15 protein-coding genes are annotated in these 17,765 nt (G+C 43.0%); 12 read left to right on the forward strand and 3 right to left on the reverse strand.

Features of this window, described 5'->3' with window-relative positions; genetic code table 11:
* Positions 1-5: 5 nt before the first annotated feature.
* On the reverse strand, positions 6-2,468 hold the full coding sequence (locus tag G3569_RS10875) for a PAS domain S-box protein (protein ID WP_165269029.1): 2,463 nt from the start codon (positions 2,466-2,468) through the stop codon (positions 6-8).
* Positions 2,469-2,661: 193 nt separating this feature from the next.
* Here G3569_RS10875 and thrS point away from each other — a divergent pair, with 193 nt between their 5' ends.
* From thrS to G3569_RS10930, 11 genes are all read left to right on the forward strand, one after another.
* A complete protein-coding gene (gene thrS, locus G3569_RS10880; RefSeq protein WP_165269031.1) occupies positions 2,662-4,608 on the forward strand; it encodes a threonine--tRNA ligase in 1,947 nt (648 codons plus the stop codon).
* A gap of 49 nt (positions 4,609-4,657) precedes the next feature.
* Complete coding sequence (gene infC, locus G3569_RS10885; RefSeq protein ID WP_165269169.1) at positions 4,658-5,218, forward strand: translation initiation factor IF-3; 561 nt, start codon at positions 4,658-4,660, stop codon at positions 5,216-5,218.
* A 154-nt stretch (positions 5,219-5,372) separates the two neighbouring features.
* Positions 5,373-5,570: a 50S ribosomal protein L35 gene (gene rpmI / locus G3569_RS10890; protein WP_165269033.1), complete on the forward strand. Its 198-nt coding sequence runs from the start codon at positions 5,373-5,375 to the stop codon at positions 5,568-5,570.
* A gap of 30 nt (positions 5,571-5,600) precedes the next feature.
* Positions 5,601-5,948 (forward strand): 50S ribosomal protein L20, encoded by a 348-nt coding sequence (gene rplT / locus G3569_RS10895; RefSeq protein WP_165269035.1) that lies wholly within the window; start codon positions 5,601-5,603, stop codon positions 5,946-5,948.
* A gap of 173 nt (positions 5,949-6,121) precedes the next feature.
* A complete protein-coding gene (pheS, locus tag G3569_RS10900) occupies positions 6,122-7,135 on the forward strand; it encodes a phenylalanine--tRNA ligase subunit alpha (RefSeq protein WP_165269037.1) in 1,014 nt (337 codons plus the stop codon).
* 104 nt (positions 7,136-7,239) lie between these two features.
* On the forward strand, positions 7,240-9,648 hold the full coding sequence (pheT, locus tag G3569_RS10905) for a phenylalanine--tRNA ligase subunit beta (protein ID WP_165269039.1): 2,409 nt from the start codon (positions 7,240-7,242) through the stop codon (positions 9,646-9,648).
* A 9-nt stretch (positions 9,649-9,657) separates the two neighbouring features.
* Complete coding sequence (locus G3569_RS10910) at positions 9,658-9,915, forward strand: hypothetical protein (RefSeq protein WP_165269041.1); 258 nt, start codon at positions 9,658-9,660, stop codon at positions 9,913-9,915.
* Positions 9,912-10,205: a cell division protein ZapA gene (locus G3569_RS10915; RefSeq protein WP_165269043.1), complete on the forward strand. Its 294-nt coding sequence runs from the start codon at positions 9,912-9,914 to the stop codon at positions 10,203-10,205. Before G3569_RS10910 ends, G3569_RS10915 begins: the two co-directional genes overlap by 4 nt.
* Before the next feature lie 89 nt (positions 10,206-10,294).
* Positions 10,295-11,116, forward strand: coding sequence for a TIGR00282 family metallophosphoesterase (locus G3569_RS10920; protein ID WP_165269045.1), 822 nt, complete (start codon positions 10,295-10,297; stop codon positions 11,114-11,116).
* Positions 11,117-11,122: 6 nt separating this feature from the next.
* Positions 11,123-11,806 carry an ABC transporter ATP-binding protein gene (locus tag G3569_RS10925; RefSeq protein ID WP_165269047.1) on the forward strand — a complete coding sequence of 228 codons (684 nt, stop codon included), beginning with the start codon at positions 11,123-11,125 and terminating at the stop codon, positions 11,804-11,806.
* A gap of 70 nt (positions 11,807-11,876) precedes the next feature.
* Positions 11,877-12,563 carry a tetratricopeptide repeat protein gene (locus G3569_RS10930; protein WP_165269049.1) on the forward strand — a complete coding sequence of 229 codons (687 nt, stop codon included), beginning with the start codon at positions 11,877-11,879 and terminating at the stop codon, positions 12,561-12,563.
* A 459-nt stretch (positions 12,564-13,022) separates the two neighbouring features.
* Here G3569_RS10930 and G3569_RS10935 read toward each other — a convergent pair whose 3' ends face one another.
* Both G3569_RS10935 and G3569_RS10940 read right to left on the reverse strand, forming a co-directional pair.
* The gene (locus G3569_RS10935) at positions 13,023-14,639 is read right to left on the reverse strand and encodes a sodium:solute symporter (protein WP_165269051.1); all 1,617 of its coding nucleotides are present in this window, start codon (positions 14,637-14,639) and stop codon (positions 13,023-13,025) included.
* 52 nt (positions 14,640-14,691) lie between these two features.
* Positions 14,692-15,864: a Gfo/Idh/MocA family protein gene (locus G3569_RS10940; RefSeq protein ID WP_165269171.1), complete on the reverse strand. Its 1,173-nt coding sequence runs from the start codon at positions 15,862-15,864 to the stop codon at positions 14,692-14,694.
* A gap of 179 nt (positions 15,865-16,043) precedes the next feature.
* Here G3569_RS10940 and G3569_RS10945 point away from each other — a divergent pair, with 179 nt between their 5' ends.
* Positions 16,044-17,765, forward strand: coding sequence for a GMC oxidoreductase (locus tag G3569_RS10945; RefSeq protein WP_165269053.1), 1,722 nt, complete (start codon positions 16,044-16,046; stop codon positions 17,763-17,765).

The following is a 17,765-nucleotide window of genomic DNA, read 5'->3' on the forward strand; positions in this document are numbered from 1 at the left end:
CCCGGTTATTTTTTCAGTTTAAATTGGAGGGTGAATTCAGTGCCCTCTCCAGTGCGGTTAAACTCTGATTCACCTTCAAGTTGGGTTGAAAGAGTGTGTATTAACTTAATGCCCAACGACTGGGGATTATCCAGGCTTACTTCCTCAGAAATACCGATACCATTATCTTTTACCGTCATATATATCTGCCCATCTTTATTAGATATATTGATATTAATTTTTCCTTTCTCTTGATTGACAAATGCGTGTTTATAGGCATTTGTTATCAGCTCATTCAGGATAAGCCCACAGGGGATAGCCTGGCTTATCGTAAAGTCAATAGGGTCCGCATCAATAGATATTGAAACATCAGTCTCTTCAGATTTCATTGAAGAAACAATAACATCGGTAAGCTCTTGTAGGTATGTATCGAAGGAAATTTCGGATAAATTCTTATTCTGATAAAGCTTCTCATGGATCAGTGCTATAGAATTAATTCGCATCTGGCTGGCGGTGAGCACCTCCGTAGCCTCTTCCGAAGTGGTATTAAAGGCCTGCAGCTCTAATAGGCCCGTAATTACTGCCAGATTATTTTTTACACGGTGATGAATTTCGGCCAGTAACACTTCTTTCTCCTTCAGTGACTTTTTCACCTTCTCTTCCGCCTTTTTGCGATCGGTGATATCTACAAAGATGCCAAATATAGCCACTGTCTTTTCTCCCACGTTAACAGGCACCCCATATATCAATACATCCACCAGGCTCCCGTCTTTGCATACTCTTTTACCGGTATGAAAAGCAGTTTCGCCACTAAATATTTTATTTGATACCTTTCTTGCCGCTTCCCTTTCGTCTTCGGGCACCAAGAAATTATCAATATTTAACCCTCGCACCTCATCCGTTTGGTAACCGAATGTATTATCAAACGAATCATTAACCTTTCTTACTTCTTGGCGTTTATCTAACAAAGCAATAGGTACCGGAGCGTTTTGGAAGAGCTGACGGAACATCTCTTCATTTTTTCGGAGTTCTTCTTCTGCCTTATAGCGTTCCGTGATATCTCGCGCGATCGTAATAACAGCATCTTCCCCGAAATAAGTACCGGGATTGACAACCACTTCCTTCGGAAAGACCTCTCCATTTTTCCGTTTTCCCCACCATTCAAAGCTCTGCGGGGTACCGTTTATGGCCTTTTGTACTTTTTTCTTTGTTTCTTCCAAATCCACCTTTCCCGGGGCTGCTAATACTTCCGGAGTTTGCCCGATAAAGAAAGACTCATCATAACCGTACATATCAACCGCGCCCTGGTTCACCTCAAGAAAACGCCCATCTTTATCCTGGATATATATCGCATCAGATATCGAATCGAACAGATCCTGAAAGGTATTCAGGCTGGCCTCGTACTTGCGTACGGTTTCCTTATTCTCAGTAATATCTAGCAGGGTACCTACTACCGCAGGCCGCCCCATATACGTTATCCTGGCTCCATAAACACTTACATCAATAACATCGTCAGTCTTTGTTGTGCAACGAAACTCATATTCAATAGAATCTTCCTCTCCCTCAATTCGTCTGCGCAGATTCTCCTTTACCAAATCTACATCCTCGGGATGTGTAAGGTCAAACGGCGACATCATCCCAATAATATCCTCCCTTTCATAGCCAAAAATATTCGAAAATCGAGGATTAACGTATTTAAAGACCCCATCTTGAATAAGGTAGACACCAACGAGAGACTCCTCGGAAAGGGCTCTAAACAGATTCTCGGACTGTCGTTGATCACTAACATCCACGATCAGCGAATGGATATATTTGAGGTCTCCCTGCTTATTATACCGTAATGAATTGTACCATTTACAGATCAGGGATTCACCTTTCCTTGTTTTAACCTTGGTTTCGAAACTAAAATGTGATTCTTTACTCTCAATCACTTCGTGAAGATTACTCTGGATGAGATGCGCCTCCTCAATAAGGAAATCATTTATATTCATCTCCATATTTTTGATCTCCTTCTCAGACCAACCAAAAAGCTCACTAGATTGTCTAGACCAACTATCAATCTCCAGATCACTTCCCCACCTAATCTCAGCAAAAGGGAAATTTGATTTAGCCCCTACAATGTCCGGGAAACTCAACCGTCGCTTTTCTTCCTCAATTTGATAGCTCACATCATGGGCAACCACCAGCTTCGCATCCATCTCATTACAATTGAATGAATGAGAAGTAAACTTTACAAATCGATCTTTGCCTTGCTTTGTCTTATGAACATGAAGTTTATCCTCGGTTGTCGACCCTTTGGAAGAGATACCCAATATTTCTGCCCGGTTTTTTTCGGTCCCCAAATCGTCTATATTCATTGAGGTGAACTCTCCATGTGAATACCCATAACATTCCTCAGCTGAATCATTCACATCAAGAATATCACCCGAACATTGATCTAGTATAAATACAGGTTGCTCATCAAAAAAAGTTATGCTATTACTATTCATCCCGATACAATCCCGTTAAAGCCATAATTAGTTATAACCGCATTTAAACTAAAATTCTAAATGTATTTGTAAAACAATAATTCATTTTTTTTAATAAAATCCCTAAATGAGTCTGTCCCTCTTTTTTTATTTTTATATCTTTAGAGGCTAAAATTACAGTCTTAATCATATATAACCGCAGAATAGGTACTGAATGGCTGAACAAATAACCATTACATTTCCCGATGGAACTGAAAAAAAATATCCAAAAGGAACAACAGGACGTGAAATTGCCGCATCAATAGCCAAAGGATTAGCGCGCGAAGCACTAAGCATAACACTGGATGATGAAATCCTGGGTTTAGATCGCCCCATCGAAGAAGACGGTACCATAACTATTAATACCTGGGATAGTGAAGATGGGAAATATACCTTTTGGCACTCCTCTGCGCACGTTCTGGCAGAAGCTATTCAGCAGCTATACCCCAATGCCAAGTTCGGGATTGGACCACCTATAGAAAACGGTTTTTATTACGATATTGACTTTGGTGATCAAACGGTCGGCCATGATGATCTGGAAAAGATCGAAGATAAAATGATTGAGATGGCCCGAAAGAAGTCTGAATTTGACCGTGTACCGGTCTCCAAAGATAAAGCTCTCGACCATTACAAAGAAGTGGGTAATGAATACAAGGTCGACCTTATCAAGGATCTTGAAGATGGAAACATCACTTTCTATAAGCAGGGTGACTTTACGGATTTATGCCGTGGTCCCCATATCCCCCACACAGGACGTATAAAGGCAGTAAAACTAACCAGCCTGGCTGGAGCTTATTGGCGCGGCAACGAGGAAAATGAGCAACTTACCCGTATTTACGGCATCTCGTTCCCCAAAAAGAAGTTGTTAGACCAATACATTGAACGCGTTGAAGAAGCAAAAAAACGCGATCACAAAAAGTTGGGGAAAGAGCTCGGCATTTACATGATTGACCAGATGGTGGGCCAGGGGCTTCCTGTTTGGCTACCCAATGGTACTGTTCTACGCAGAACACTTGAAGCATTTCTGCGAGAAGAACAGAAAAAGCGGGGCTATAAAGAGGTAATAACTCCCCATATCGGGAACCTCGAATTATACCGAACCTCGGGACACTACCCTTACTATCGCGAATCTCAGTATAACCCTATTGATATGGAGGGTGGAGAAGATGGATATCTTCTAAAACCGATGAACTGCCCGCACCATCATCGCATCTACTCGAACGAGTTGCGCAGTTATCGCGACCTTCCGTTGCGCCTGGCAGAATTCGGTAGCGTGTACCGCTATGAACAATCCGGCGAACTCAACGGACTTTCACGGGTACGGGGCTTCACCCAGGATGATGCTCACATCTACTGTACGCACGACCAGCTGAAAGATGAAATTAAAAACTGTATCGATCTTACCGAACTTGTATTCGGCACTTTCGATATGCCGGTAGATATCCGTCTGTCTTTCCGTGATGACAATGAAGACAAATATGGCGGTGAGGCCGAGTTCTGGGATCGAGCCGAACAAGAGATTAAAGAAGTGGCCGACGAAATGGAGTTGGACTATACCATTGGTCGTGGAGAAGCCAGCTTTTACGGCCCTAAGATTGACTTTATTATCCGTGATGCCATCGGCCGAAAGTGGCAGTTGGGTACAGTACAGGTCGATTATGTGATGCCTGAACGATTTGACCTAACCTATGTAGGGTCAGACAACAGCAAGCATCGTCCTGTCATTATCCACCGCGCACCCTTTGGATCTATGGAGCGGTTTACCAGTATCCTGATTGAGCATTTTGCAGGGGATTTCCCAGTCTGGCTATCTCCAAAGCAGGTGCAAATTATCCCGGTATCCGACGACTTTAACGATTACGCTTTTAAGTGTGCTACTGCACTGAAAGAAGAAGATGTGCGTGTAGAAGTTGACACTCGGAGCGAACCTATTGGTGGAAAAATACGAGATGCGGAAACGAGCAAGATTCCTTATATGTTAATAGTAGGTGGCGACGAAGAATCAGAGGGAACAGTCTCAGTTCGCCGCCATAAAGAAGGTGATATTGGAACTTTTGATTTTTCTGAATTTATTTCTAATCTCACTGATGAGATTGATAATAAAGAAGTTCCCGAACACTAGAATTTTATCAACAGTTTTAATTTCTAATAAAAAACAATAGAGGTTACTTATCGGAAGAACCAGAAGACGACGACCACGGGGCAATGATGATCGCCCTAATGCTAATGAAGAGATCAGAGCATCAAAAGTGAGAGTCATTCACCCTGAAGATGTAGAAAAAGAGCACGAAGTCGTACCTATCGACCGTGCACTAGAGATCGCAGAACGTTACGGACTTGATCTCGTCGAGGTAGCACCCAACGCCAAACCACCCGTTTGTAAGGTGCTGGACTTCGGCAAGTATATGTACAAAAAGAAGAAGAAAGAGAAAGAAGCGAAAAAGAAGCAGCATACCGTACAGGTTAAAGAACTTCGCTTCCGCCCTAACACTGATGATCATGACCTTGAATTTAAGACACGTCATGCTCGTGAGTTTCTCGAAGGCGGCGATAAAGTAAAAGCCACAGTCCAATTTCGCGGACGTGACATGCTTTATACCGACCGGGGCAAAGAACTACTTCACGACCTTGCCGAAGAGTTGGAGGATATCAGCGAGATTGAAACCAAACCGAATATGGAAGGCCGCCGCATGATTATGATGCTAGCTCCTTCCGGGAAAGGCGGTTCATAGCTTCTCTCTTACATTTTATGATCAGTGATACCATCTATACTTATGGGTGGTATCACTTCTAAAAATTATTATTCGTGTTTAAGTTTAATATTCGAACTTAAATGCTTATCTTCGTAGCCATAATTTCCAAGAAATTTTAAATAGGTGTTTCGTTATGCCAAAGATGAAGACACATAGTGGGGCCAGTAAACGCTTCAAAAAAACCGGTACCGGTAAATACAAGCGTAAAAAAGCTGGAAAAGGACATATCCTCACCAAGAAAACCAGTAGAAAGAAGCGCAAACTCGGTAAAGCTACGACGGTCGATAAGACCCAAGAGAAAGATGTCGAACAAATGCTTCCTTACAAATAACTAATTATTAACTCTTAAACATTAGACAAAATGCCACGTTCAAGAAATAAGGTGGCTTCCCGTCGCCGTCGCCGTAAAATTTTAAAACAGGCGAAAGGTTACTGGGGCAAGCGAAAGAATGTTTATAAGTTTGCGAAGAATACGGTCGAAAAAGGGATGCTGTATCAGTATCGCGACCGCAAGGTTCGTAAACGTGAATTCAGAAAGCTCTGGATCACACGCATTAATGCTGCTGCCCGTCAAAATGGTACAACCTACTCGCGACTGATGGGAGCCTTAGGAAAACAAGATATTGAGATCAATCGTAAGGTTTTAGCTGACCTTGCCGTCAATGATCCGGAAACGTTCACCGCTATAGTTAACGAAGCAACCAACTAATAGCGAAGTGAAGATATTACAAACCGATCTTCCCGCTTGTTGGGAGGATCGGTTTTTTATTTTCATTGAAGGATTAGTCCTAATTAGCTAGATTCCACTCATCATTACGCCATACCCAATTCTGGATATGGTACTTTTCATAAATAGCCGATAATTACGATCGATTAATTCTCATGCTCGACGATATAGAAGCGTTAAAAAAAGAAATAGAAAATTATACTATCTCCACTGAAGAGGAACTGGAAGCGTTTCGTCTTGAATTTCTCTCGCGAAAAGGCAAAATCCAATCTATGTTTTCTCGGATGAGCGAAGTGCCTAATGAACAAAAGGCACAGGTTGGCAAGGCCATGAATGAAGTTAAAAACTTTGCCCAAGAAACCTTTGATGCTGCTCAAAAGAAATTAGAGCGCGAAGAAACAGCAGATCTCAAAGCAACCGATGATATATCGCTTCCTGCCCCACCCTATGCTCCGGGTTCTTTTCACCCGTTGACACAAACCATGGAAGAGATGAAAAACATTTTCTATCGTCTCGGCTTTTCCATTGCTGACGGACCGGAAGTGGAAGATGACTTCCATAATTTTACGGCACTGAACTTTCCGCCTAACCACCCGGCCCGTGATGAACAAGATACGTTCTTTGTTCGCAAAGATGATGACCCTGACGTTGATGACCTGGTGATGCGTACGCACACATCCCCGGTACAAATTCGGTTAATGCAAAAGCAGGAGCCACCAATTCGCACAATTATGCCGGGTCGAGTCTATCGAAACGAAGCTGTTTCACCAAAATCGTACTTCCTGTTTCACCAGGTAGAAGCACTCTATATTGATACCGATGTCAGCATTGCCGAACTCAAAGAAACACTGATCAGCTTTGTAAAACTCATGTTTGGCAAAGATGTCAAATACCGTCTGCGCCCCGGATTTTTCCCCTTTACCGAACCCAGCCTTGAAATGGATATCTGGTGGGAGCCCGCGCACAAAAAAGAAGGCAAATGGCTCGAAATTCTGGGCTCCGGCATGGTAGATCCCAATGTATTAAAAGCCGTAGATATCGACCCTGAAAAATATACCGGCTTTGCATGGGGAATGGGCGTTGAACGTATTGCTATGCTGCGTCATCAAATTGATGATATCCGTGTATTTTATGAAAATGATGTCCGCTTTCTTAAACAATTTAATTAATCGCATTCATTAGTCTGTCAGCTCGATCCGGAAAATTGGTATTAATTAAATAAACACTGCCCGGCTCTCGAGTCCGACAACCGTAAAAAAATAGTTTTATTTAAATGAATATTTCATACAACTGGCTTAAGGAATTAATAGACCTGGAGTTATCACCGCAGGAGACCGCGGAAAAGCTTACCCTTATAGGATTGGAAGTCGAAGAAGTCACCTCGCATGGTAATAAGCTCGAAGGAGTGGTTGTGGGCGAAGTACTCGATGTAAATGAACACTCCAATGCCGACCGTCTGGTGGTCTGTCAGGTAGATATCGGCACTGAAGAGGTCCAAATCGTATGTGGGGCCGACAATGTCGCTGCCGGACAGAAAGTCCCTGTGGCAACAGTAGGCTCTGCCCTGCCTCCGAAGAATGAAGGCGACGATCCATTTACCATCCGTGAAGCCAAACTCCGCGGAGAAGAATCAAAAGGGATGATTTGTGCTGAAGATGAACTTCAGCTGGGTGATGACCACAGCGGTATTATGGTGCTTGATGAGGAACTTAAAGCCGGCACCCCTCTGTACGAAGCCATTGATCTCTACCAGGATTCTATTATTGAGATTGAAATCACACCTAACCGTCCTGATGCTACCTGCCATCTAGGTGTTGCCCGGGATTTAGCAGCAGCCTTGGACCTTGAGCTCAACAAACCATTTTCTACAGAATTTGACGATCAAGCTCCCCTAAATGAGATCGATATTGAAATTAAGGCTCCTGAAAAATGTCATCGCTATGTGGGTAAGATGGTTAAGGATGTAACTATTGAAGAATCCCCTGCCTGGCTCAAAAACAAGCTGGAAGCGATCGGTGTACGTCCCGTTAATAATGTAGTGGATATCACTAACTACGTAATGTTTGAGCTGGGTCAACCCCTTCACGCCTTTGATGCCGACACCATTAAAGGCAATAAAATTGCAGTCAAAGATTTTGAAGAAGAGATTACCTTTGAAACGCTCGACCATGTGGAGCGCAAATGCTCAGCGGGTACCCTATTCATTTGTGATGCGGAAGAGCCTGTTGCTATTGCGGGTGTAATGGGCGGTGTTGATTCTGAAGTAAGTGATAGTACTACCAATGTACTGATCGAAAGTGCCTACTTTAATCCCGGAGACATCCGTAAAACAGCCAAAGAGCAGGTCCTGCAAAGCGACTCCTCCTATCGTTTTGAGCGGGGTATAGATCCTCAACTACAGCGTATTGCAGCCGAACGTGCAGCTGAACTTATTGCTAACGTTGCCAATGGCCAGATCGTTGATGCATGCACGGATGTCCATCCCCAAAAAACAGAGGCTACAGAACTACCCCTCCGTAAATCGTACGTTAATAAGCTACTGGGCACCGATTTCACTACCGATGAAATCAACAGCATTTTAAATGGTCTGGAGTTTGAGTTACTTAACCAGGATGATGATGTATTGACGTATAAAATTCCCACTTTTCGTCCCGACCTGGAGCGCGAAGTGGATCTTATCGAAGAGGTGGGACGACTGTTTGATTACAACAACATCCCCACCCCGGAACATGGAAAGTTTATTTCACCGGAACCACTAACTGACTGGGAACAACTGGTATCGCAGGCTAAAGAGGTCGCAAAAGGAATGCGATTCCGTGAGATCTACTCCAACTCCCTAATGCCTGATAAAGATGCCAAACTGCTGGGTGAGTTGGATAATATGATCCACACCCTCAACCCCATCTCTACGGATATGACAACCTTACGGCCCTCCCTGCTGTATGGCTTCCTTACTTCGGTGGCCTACAATTTTAACAGGAAAGTCAACCAAGTTCGATTTTTTGAAATTGGTAATGTATTTGAACGATCTGAGAGTGGCACCTATCATAAAGGCATCAAGGAAGAAACCAACATCCTTTTTGGACTTGCCGGTTTCAAAACCATTGAACATTGGAAAACCGAGGCCGAACACTATGATGTTTTTGATCTAAAAGCACCGGTACGCAGTTTTTTACAACAACTGGGGGTATACCAGGCTATTACTGCCTCTGCAAACAGCAATAACAGATTGTGCTATACCTATGACGGCACAGAATTAGGCCATCTTTATGAAGTGGATGAAGAGATGCGGGAAAAATATGACTTTGAACTCCCCGCTTTTGTTGCAGAATTTTCACTCACGAAAATTCATAAAGCAAGACAGAAAATAACCCAAAAAGGTTATGAGGCCGTATCCAAATTTCCTTCTTTTGAATTTGATTTTGCTGTTATTGTAGATCGATCAGTCAAAGCAGGTACCTTGCTCAAGTCCATTGAAGAAACAGCGGGCGAATCACTTAAAGAGTTAGATGTATTTGATGTTTTTGAAGGAGAGTCACTTGGTGAAAACAAAAAGAGTATTGCCTTTCGCCTCTCCTTCTTGGATAAAAATAAAACTTTGACTATCAAGGATGTAGAACCTATAATTAATAAAGTTCTAAAGGTTCTCGAAAAAGAATATTCAGCTAAATTACGGTCGTAGAGATAACTAGTGCTTTCAAATCAAAGCCCATATCACGAGCAGTTTCATAACTTACTGGACCAGGTCCGGGAAGAGGTAGATTCTCTGAAAGGAGAAATAAAGAAGCTTAAAAAAGAAAACAGTAAGCTGCGTTCCAAGCTGAAAGAAATTCAGGATGGGCAAGAAGATATCTATTCTGCTATTTCTGAATCTGAACGTCTTTCTATGCGCCACCAGGTTTTAGGACTGATTTCTAAAATTGATGAGCATCTCGAGGATAACGAATGAAATCGATAAAAGTAACCATACTGGGTAAACAGTATCCGCTGAAAGTTGAGGATTCGGAAGAAGAAGCCATGAGGCGCATTGCGCAGTATGTGGATGACAAATTCCGACAGTATAAAAAGGAGCTCAACAAACAACCGGATACGACGGTAATGACTCTCGCCGCTTTAAGTATAGCCGAAGAGCTCTTTGAGGAGAGAAAACGCAACAGAGAGCTTGACAAGCAGGGCGATGAAGTATTACAGAACGTCAATAAATCTCTGGAAGAGTTTATTGAGGAGATTAAAAGCTAGCCCTAAATTCCTGTTCTGAGAAACCCCTTATTTTCTTTACCTTTAGAGCTTCAATCCAGAAGCTATTTTTGTTTAAATCCAACTGAAGCATGTCAAAGAATCTGCTCAATATTCTATTTATTGGTGATATTGTCGGGGAGCCGGGCCTAAGCTTACTTGATACTTTCCTCCCAAGCCTAATTGATAAACATGAGGCCGACTTCGTTATTGCTAACGGGGAAAATTCTCACAAAGGAAAAGGTATTAACCGTTCTATTATCAAGCGCCTGTACGACTTAGGCGTCCACGTTATTACCGGCGGCAACCACTCTTTTGCCAAGTGGAAAGTCTTTGATTATATGAAGGAAGACGGCAATGTGCTGCGGCCAATGAATTATCCCAAAGGAAATCCGGGCTATGGTTTTGGCATTTATGATATTCCTGATTTCGACCAGAAGATTGGCGTCCTCAACCTACAGGGACGTACTTTTATGCAGCCCATTGATGATCCCTTTACTACCGCCGACTGGGTTATTGAGCGGATGAAAGAAGAAACGGATATCATTTTTGTGGATTTCCACGCTGAGGCTACGGCCGAAAAACTGGCCATGGCCTGGCACTTGGATGGAGATATCTCTGTCTTTGTAGGGACCCATACCCACGTTCCTACTCATGATGCCCGGCTCTTCCCCAACGGGATGGGGTATATCAGTGATGTTGGAATGACCGGCTCTTTTGATTCGGTCTTGGGCATGGATAAAAATACTTCAATGAATCGATTTAAGCTGGGCACCCCTCACCGCTATCGGCTGGCCAACGGTAATAATCACCTCTGTGGATTGCTGACTAAAGTAAATCTGGAATCTGCAAAATGTGAACATATTGAACCGATTATTTATCCCTCCTTTAATTCAAGCAATCTTGGAGACTAGTCTTATATGTCTACTATTTTAGAAGGACAGCATATTACCAAACAGTTTGCCAGTGAAGGCAATAATGGTCCCCTTACGGTACTTGACAATACTTCCATTACCATTGAAAAAGGATCTGTTGTTACCGTATCAGGAGTCAGTGGCTGTGGCAAGAGCACGCTCCTGCATATTTTAGGAGGATTGGATGAACCGGACTCGGGTTCGGTATTATGGAATGGGAAATCCATCTACAAAATGGGCCAAGAAGAGTTGGCACAGTTTCGCAATACAAACCTTGGTTTTGTATTCCAGTTTCATCACCTGCTTCCTGAGTTTACGGCCCTGGAAAACATCATGATGCCCGCACTCATTAAAGGAGAAAGCCCGCAACAAGTTGAAGAACGGGCTATGTCACTTTTAGAAGAGTTTGGTATTCCCGGACGGGCCGAACATCGCCCTACCCAACTCTCGGGCGGCGAACAGCAACGTGTGGCCATGGCTCGAGCCTTAGTAAATGATCCTGACCTTATCTTAGCTGATGAACCAACAGGAAACCTTGATGAGAAGAACAGTGATATTCTGCTGTCACTCTTATTTGATCTGCGAGAAAAGGAAGATGTCAGTATTTTATTGATCACCCATGAAAAAGATATTGCTAAACAGTCTGATATGATCTATGAACTATCAAAAGGCAAACTACACGAAGTTTAAATTTTGCTATCAAGCAAAACAATGATATTTTCACCCACTTCAAGAAACCAAGATTAATACGTTTTCAACCATGAGTAAGAAACAAGTAAAAGAGGAATTAGAGCAAGACATTCTGCTAGAAACATTTTCTAAAGCGCAGAATTTATACGATAACAATAAATCGGCCCTTATAGGAGCAGCTATTGCGCTTATCGTTTTAATCGGCGGCTCGGTTGGATATTACTATTATTCAACTGCTCAAGAAAATGAGGCCCAACAGCTTATGGCCAAAGCAACACAGGCCTATTTGAACCAAGACTATCAAACTGCATTGACGGGCTCTGATACCCAATTTACGGTAGGCTTTGAACAGATTGTTAATAATTTCCCTTTGACAGATGCTGCAAACTTGGCCAGCTACTATGCTTCTGTTTGTGAGTTTAACCTTGGTAACACACAGGAAGCACTCAATTATATCACTGAATATGAAGTACCAGAAGGCATTTTAGGGGTTGCCCCGATCGCTTTTCATGGGGTTATACACACGGAACTGGGTAACCATGAAAAGGCAGCCGATATTTATATTAAAGCAGCCGAATGGGACAAAAATGAATCCACTACCCCTTACAATTATCTTGAGGCAGCACGAGCATACCAAGATGCAGGAAATACTGATAAAGCACGTGAATATGCTCAAAAGGTTGTAGATGAACACGACCAGAGTTCACATGTTACAACAGCAGAAAAGCTGTTAGGCACACTTGCTGTTGCACAATAAGTTTTTTGATTCTCTTTATAGGAAAAAGCGATCAGTTCTGCTGATCGCTTTTTTTATTTTGGACACCTTTCTAAGCTTAAACACTCTATGGAATAAAGAACATATCTCACAAACTATGAATCTTCACATGTGGATCGAGATGGCATCTCGATCTTCTCTTAATAGGCATCGATAGGAATCATCCTCATCGTGCAAGTGTCTCGTTTATCATATTCTAATTTAAGCCTTCTTTTAGCTAGATACGATGCTGTAGATCGATATAGGACCTCGATCTTTAAAAACCAATTCATTTAATTAAAGACAATAAAACCTAGTAGTTCAGTAGTCTTATGGATTGAGATAGCATCTCGATCTACAAGACCTTTTTCCCAATTCAGTATGCCATCAAATATGTAGGGACACAGTGCACTGTGTCCCTACTATCTGAAAAACCGTTATACTGCCCGGATATTTTCTGTACTAACTGAAATAAATCCAGAGGAAAGCGATGATACCAAGCAAGCCAATGGTTAACCAAATTGATCGCCTGGTAACCTCTGTATCCTCAATGGTTTTGTGATAAATCACGTCTTTGATCTGCTCTTCATCCGGCTTCTCAGTAAATAGACTCACTGTAATCAATATCACAGTACAGATCACAAACATCAGCAATGCGAAGTGTAAGAAATTGATCGTAGCTATATCGTGCCAGAAACCGGAAAGTGAACTTTTATACAACTCAAGAAAGAAGCGAGCAAAACCAAGTACAAATCCTGATATAAGCGATGCAAAGGCCCCGGTACTGTTGAGCCTTTTATAGAATAGTCCCACTAAAAATACTGCAGTGATGGGAGGTGCAATATAGGCCTGCACGCTTTGTAGATACAAGAACAACTGGTTTGAGAAGTACTCCATGAATGGAATCCACAACAGCCCAAGAATAACCAATATTACGGTAGACACCTGTCCTACAATCACCAGCTCATGCTCGGTTGTATCCTCTTTGAACTTCTTATAGAAATCAAGAGTAATAAGTGTTGAACAAGAGTTAAAAACGGATGACAACGAACTCATAAGAGCGGCAAATAATCCGGCTATAACCAATCCACGCAGCCCTACCGGCAATACTGCCTGTGCAAGTACCGGCAGGGTATCATTGGGTTCTGTAATATTAAGTGCTCCCTGCTGGACCAAAGCATAAGCTACAATACCGGGCAGTACAAAAATAAACAGCGGCAACATCTTTAAATAGCCGGCAAAAATTGTTCCCTTTCGGGCATTCTCTTCATCTCGGGCCGAAAGTACCCGCTGAACGATGAACTGATCGGTACACCAGTACCAAATACCCAATATGGGAGCTCCAAATAAGATACCTGTCCATGGATAGTTGGTGTGTTCGGCAGAACGCCACAGACTAAAAAATTCGGGGTCCACTACTTTGGTCATTTCTCCCCATCCGCCGAGCTCTTGCAGTCCGAAGAAGGTAACCGCTAGCGCTCCACCTAAAAGCACAAACATCTGCACAAGATCAGTATAGACCACAGCTTTGAGTCCACCGAAAATAGTATAAATACCGGTGACAACAACTAGAATAAAGGCCCCAACCCAAAAATCCACACCAATAGCTTCAAAAACGATACCTCCGGCATAGATCGTTACCGAAATTTTAGTAAGCACATAACCGATAATAGAAACCACCGAAAGATACATACGAGATTTAGTATCGTAGCGTCTCTCCAAAAACTCCGGCATGGTAGAGACGTTGCTTTTTAGGTAAAATGGCACAAAAATCCATCCCAACATTAACAGGGCAATTCCGGCCAGAATCTCATATTGTGCCACAGGAACTCCTTCGGCAAACCCGCTGCCGGCCAGGCCAATTAAATGCTCGGAACCAATATTTGAGGCAAATAATGAGGCTCCAACTACAAACCATCCGACATCGCGACCCGCCAGGAAGTAATCGGTAGATTCGTTTTGTGACCGCTCACGATGTGAGGCCCACCAAGCGATAGCAAAAACGATCAGGAAGTAAACTCCAATTGTGACTATATCCAGCAGGCTAAGATCTACTGCAATAATTTCAGATCCACTCATATAGTTTAAATATGGTTAATAGTATAATTCAGAGATATAATAAAAGAGTATCTTAAGAAGGAGGAGCATACTGCATGTCTACCCATTTACGCTCTTTACCACTTTCAATTGCTTTGTGAATAAAATGCACGCCAACAGCCCCATCCTGAACAGTCGGAAAGTCATAGCTCGAAATATCAATTTCTTCGCCCCGGAGACGATCCGCTACAGCTTCGGATACATTGGAGTAGATATTGGCAAATGCTTCAATAAATCCTTCGGGATGTCCCGGTGGAATGCGACTTGCCTTGTTTGCTGCTTCTGATAAATAAGGATTTCCTCGTTTGTATATCTCTTCAGGCTTATCCGGATATTTAATATTCAGGGTATTGGGTGTTTCCTGGTGCCACTCTAATGCAGCTTTATCTCCGTAAATTCGGATATTAAAATCGTTTTCTTCGCCAATAGATATCTGCGAAGCATAAAGGATACCACGCACACCATCCTGGTAATGCACTAACATATTGGCATCATCTTCAAGAGCCCGGTCATCCACAAAAGTATGAATATCAGCATAGAGCTCTTTGAGTCGAAGTCCGGTAATATACTCTACTAAATTCTCGGCGTGCGAGCCGATATCGGCAACCACGGAGGATACCCCGGCCCGGGCAGGATCGGTCCGCCAAACGGCCTGTTTGGCCCCTTCTTCTTCCAGAGGTTCCGACAGCCACCCCTGGGGATATTCTACAACAATCTTACGCAGCTTTCCCAGCTTTCCATCTTGTACCATCTGCCGGGCTTCTTTAACCATGGGATAGCCTGTATAGTTATGAGTAAGAGCAAAAATAACATCGTGTTCTTTCACAAGTCGGCAAAGCTCCTCTGCATTTTCCACCGTGTTGGTCATCGGCTTATCACACACCACATTAATACCGGCTTCAATAAAAGTCTTACATACATCAAAATGTAAGTGATTGGGTGTGACGACAGACACAAAATCTATACGCTGCTCTTCAGGTAATTCGGCTTCCATTTGCGCCATCTGCTGGTAAGAATCATAAACCCGATTGTTATCCAGATTCAACTGTTTTCCCATCTCGGCCGATTTCTGCGGATCAGAAGAAAATGCCCCGCCAATCAGTTCAATTTTACCATCAAGAGCTGCAGCCTTGCGATGAACCTCACCAATAAAAGCTCCCGGGCCACCGCCTACCATCCCATATCTAATTTTTCTATTCAATTTCACAAATTTTTGTTTTGATAAACTCACATTTCGATGCTCTTTAATAAGAAATATTCAAAACTAAATTGCAAGCAGTTTTCTGCTATATACCTTTCATTTTCCTGCAACTCAAAAGCATTTGCAAGTATCTTTCTTCTGATCTATAATGGTTATTTCATTCAAAGAAAAGGATTTAAAAGAATATGGTTGACAAACCCTTCAACATCCAATCAGAAACAAATGAATATGATGCGATTGTGGTGGGCACCGGCATCAGCGGCGGATGGGCGGCAAAAGAGCTCACAGAAAACGGACTACAAACGTTAGTGCTTGAACGCGGGCGCATGGTCGAGCATATTGAAGACTATCCCACCATGCATATGGATCCCTGGGATTTTGAAAACAATGGTCAACCTACCCGGGAAGAAAAAAAGCGACAGCACAAGCAAGCCCGTACCGGTTACACTACACATAGAGCTCATAACCACTTTTTTGTGGATGATCTCAAACATCCCTACAACGAAGACAAGCGATTCGATTGGATGCGTGGATACCAGGTTGGGGGACGTTCCATTGTGTGGGGACGTCAGAGTTATCGCCTGAGTGATTATGATTTTGAAGCAAATGCCAAAGATGGCATTGCCGTAGACTGGCCTATTCGGTATAAGGATCTTAAACCATGGTATGATTACGTAGAAGAATACATAGGCGTAAGCGGAGAAAACCTCGGACTTCCACAGTTGCCGGACGGAAAGTTTTTAAAACCGATGGAACTGAATTGTGTCGAAGAGCATCTACAACAACACCTTTCTGATAATTATTATGACCGACTGTTAACTATTGGTCGGGCAGCCCATATTACTGAAGGTACTAAAGAGGGGGCAGGACGCGTCAGCTGTAAATATCGCAACCGGTGTATGCGGGGTTGTCCCTATGGGGCTTATTTCAGCAGTAATTCCTCTACCCTGCCCGCTGCGGAACAAACCGGTAATATGACGTTGATGCCGAATTCTATCGTACATGAGATACTCTATGATCCGGAAACTCAGCGGGCCACCGGCGTTCGCGTTATCGACCGGGAATCGAAGAAGACCTATGTCTATAAGGCAAAGGTTATCTTTCTATGTGCTTCGGCCATTGGGTCAGCCAGTATTCTTATGCAATCCACATCTAAGCGTTTTCCCAATGGGCTGGGAAATGATTCCGGAGAACTCGGACATAATATCATGGATCACCACTTCCGAGTTGGCGCTTCAGGAAAATATGATGGATTTCACAATAAATACTACACCGGCCGACGCCCGAATGGTATTTATATTCCACGTTTCCGTAATTTAGGCGGAAATACAGATCATGAAGATTTTCTCAGAGGATATGGTTATCAGGGGGGTGCCAGCCGAAGCGACTGGTCAGAGAATGTACGTGAATTAAAATATGGAGCCGATCTAAAAGAAGAGATTCTCAAACCCGGGGGCTGGTCTATGGGCTTAACCGGCTTTGGAGAAACCCTGCCCTATCATGAGAACCATATGTACCTGGATTACGATAATAAAGATGAGTGGGGACTGCCAACTATCACTTTTGATGTTGAGTTTAAAGAAAATGAAATGGCCATGCGTAAAGATATGGCTAACCAGGCAGCCCAAATGCTGGAAGATGCCGGATTTAAAGATGTCAGTACCTATGACTCTATTGGTGCACCTGGCCTTGGCATCCATGAAATGGGGACGGCACGAATGGGTCGCAACCCGAAAACATCCGTATTAAATGAGCACAATCAGATCCACAGTGTACCCAACGTATACGTGACAGATGGTGCTGCCATGACTTCCTCGGCCTGCCAGAATCCCTCACTCACCTATATGGCCCTTACAGCAAGAGCAACCAACCATGCCGTTGAAGAGCTCAAAAAGATGAACTTATAA

This window comes from Fodinibius halophilus (assembly GCF_011059105.1).
GTDB lineage: Bacteria > Bacteroidota > Rhodothermia > Balneolales > Balneolaceae > Fodinibius > Fodinibius halophilus.

Bases quoted from the DNA above. Each gene is read 5' to 3' on its own strand.
- G3569_RS10875 (WP_165269029.1), bottom strand. From the start codon at position 2,468: ATGAATAGTAATAGCATAACTTTTTTTGATGAGCAACCTGTATTTATA.
- thrS (WP_165269031.1), top strand. From the start codon at position 2,662: ATGGCTGAACAAATAACCATTACATTTCCCGATGGAACTGAAAAAAAA.
- rpmI (WP_165269033.1), top strand. From the start codon at position 5,373: ATGCCAAAGATGAAGACACATAGTGGGGCCAGTAAACGCTTCAAAAAA.
- rplT (WP_165269035.1), top strand. From the start codon at position 5,601: ATGCCACGTTCAAGAAATAAGGTGGCTTCCCGTCGCCGTCGCCGTAAA.
- pheS (WP_165269037.1), top strand. From the start codon at position 6,122: ATGCTCGACGATATAGAAGCGTTAAAAAAAGAAATAGAAAATTATACT.
- pheT (WP_165269039.1), top strand. From the start codon at position 7,240: ATGAATATTTCATACAACTGGCTTAAGGAATTAATAGACCTGGAGTTA.
- G3569_RS10915 (WP_165269043.1), top strand. From the start codon at position 9,912: ATGAAATCGATAAAAGTAACCATACTGGGTAAACAGTATCCGCTGAAA.
- G3569_RS10920 (WP_165269045.1), top strand. From the start codon at position 10,295: ATGTCAAAGAATCTGCTCAATATTCTATTTATTGGTGATATTGTCGGG.
- G3569_RS10925 (WP_165269047.1), top strand. From the start codon at position 11,123: ATGTCTACTATTTTAGAAGGACAGCATATTACCAAACAGTTTGCCAGT.
- G3569_RS10930 (WP_165269049.1), top strand. From the start codon at position 11,877: ATGAGTAAGAAACAAGTAAAAGAGGAATTAGAGCAAGACATTCTGCTA.
- G3569_RS10935 (WP_165269051.1), bottom strand. From the start codon at position 14,639: ATGAGTGGATCTGAAATTATTGCAGTAGATCTTAGCCTGCTGGATATA.
- G3569_RS10945 (WP_165269053.1), top strand. From the start codon at position 16,044: ATGGTTGACAAACCCTTCAACATCCAATCAGAAACAAATGAATATGAT.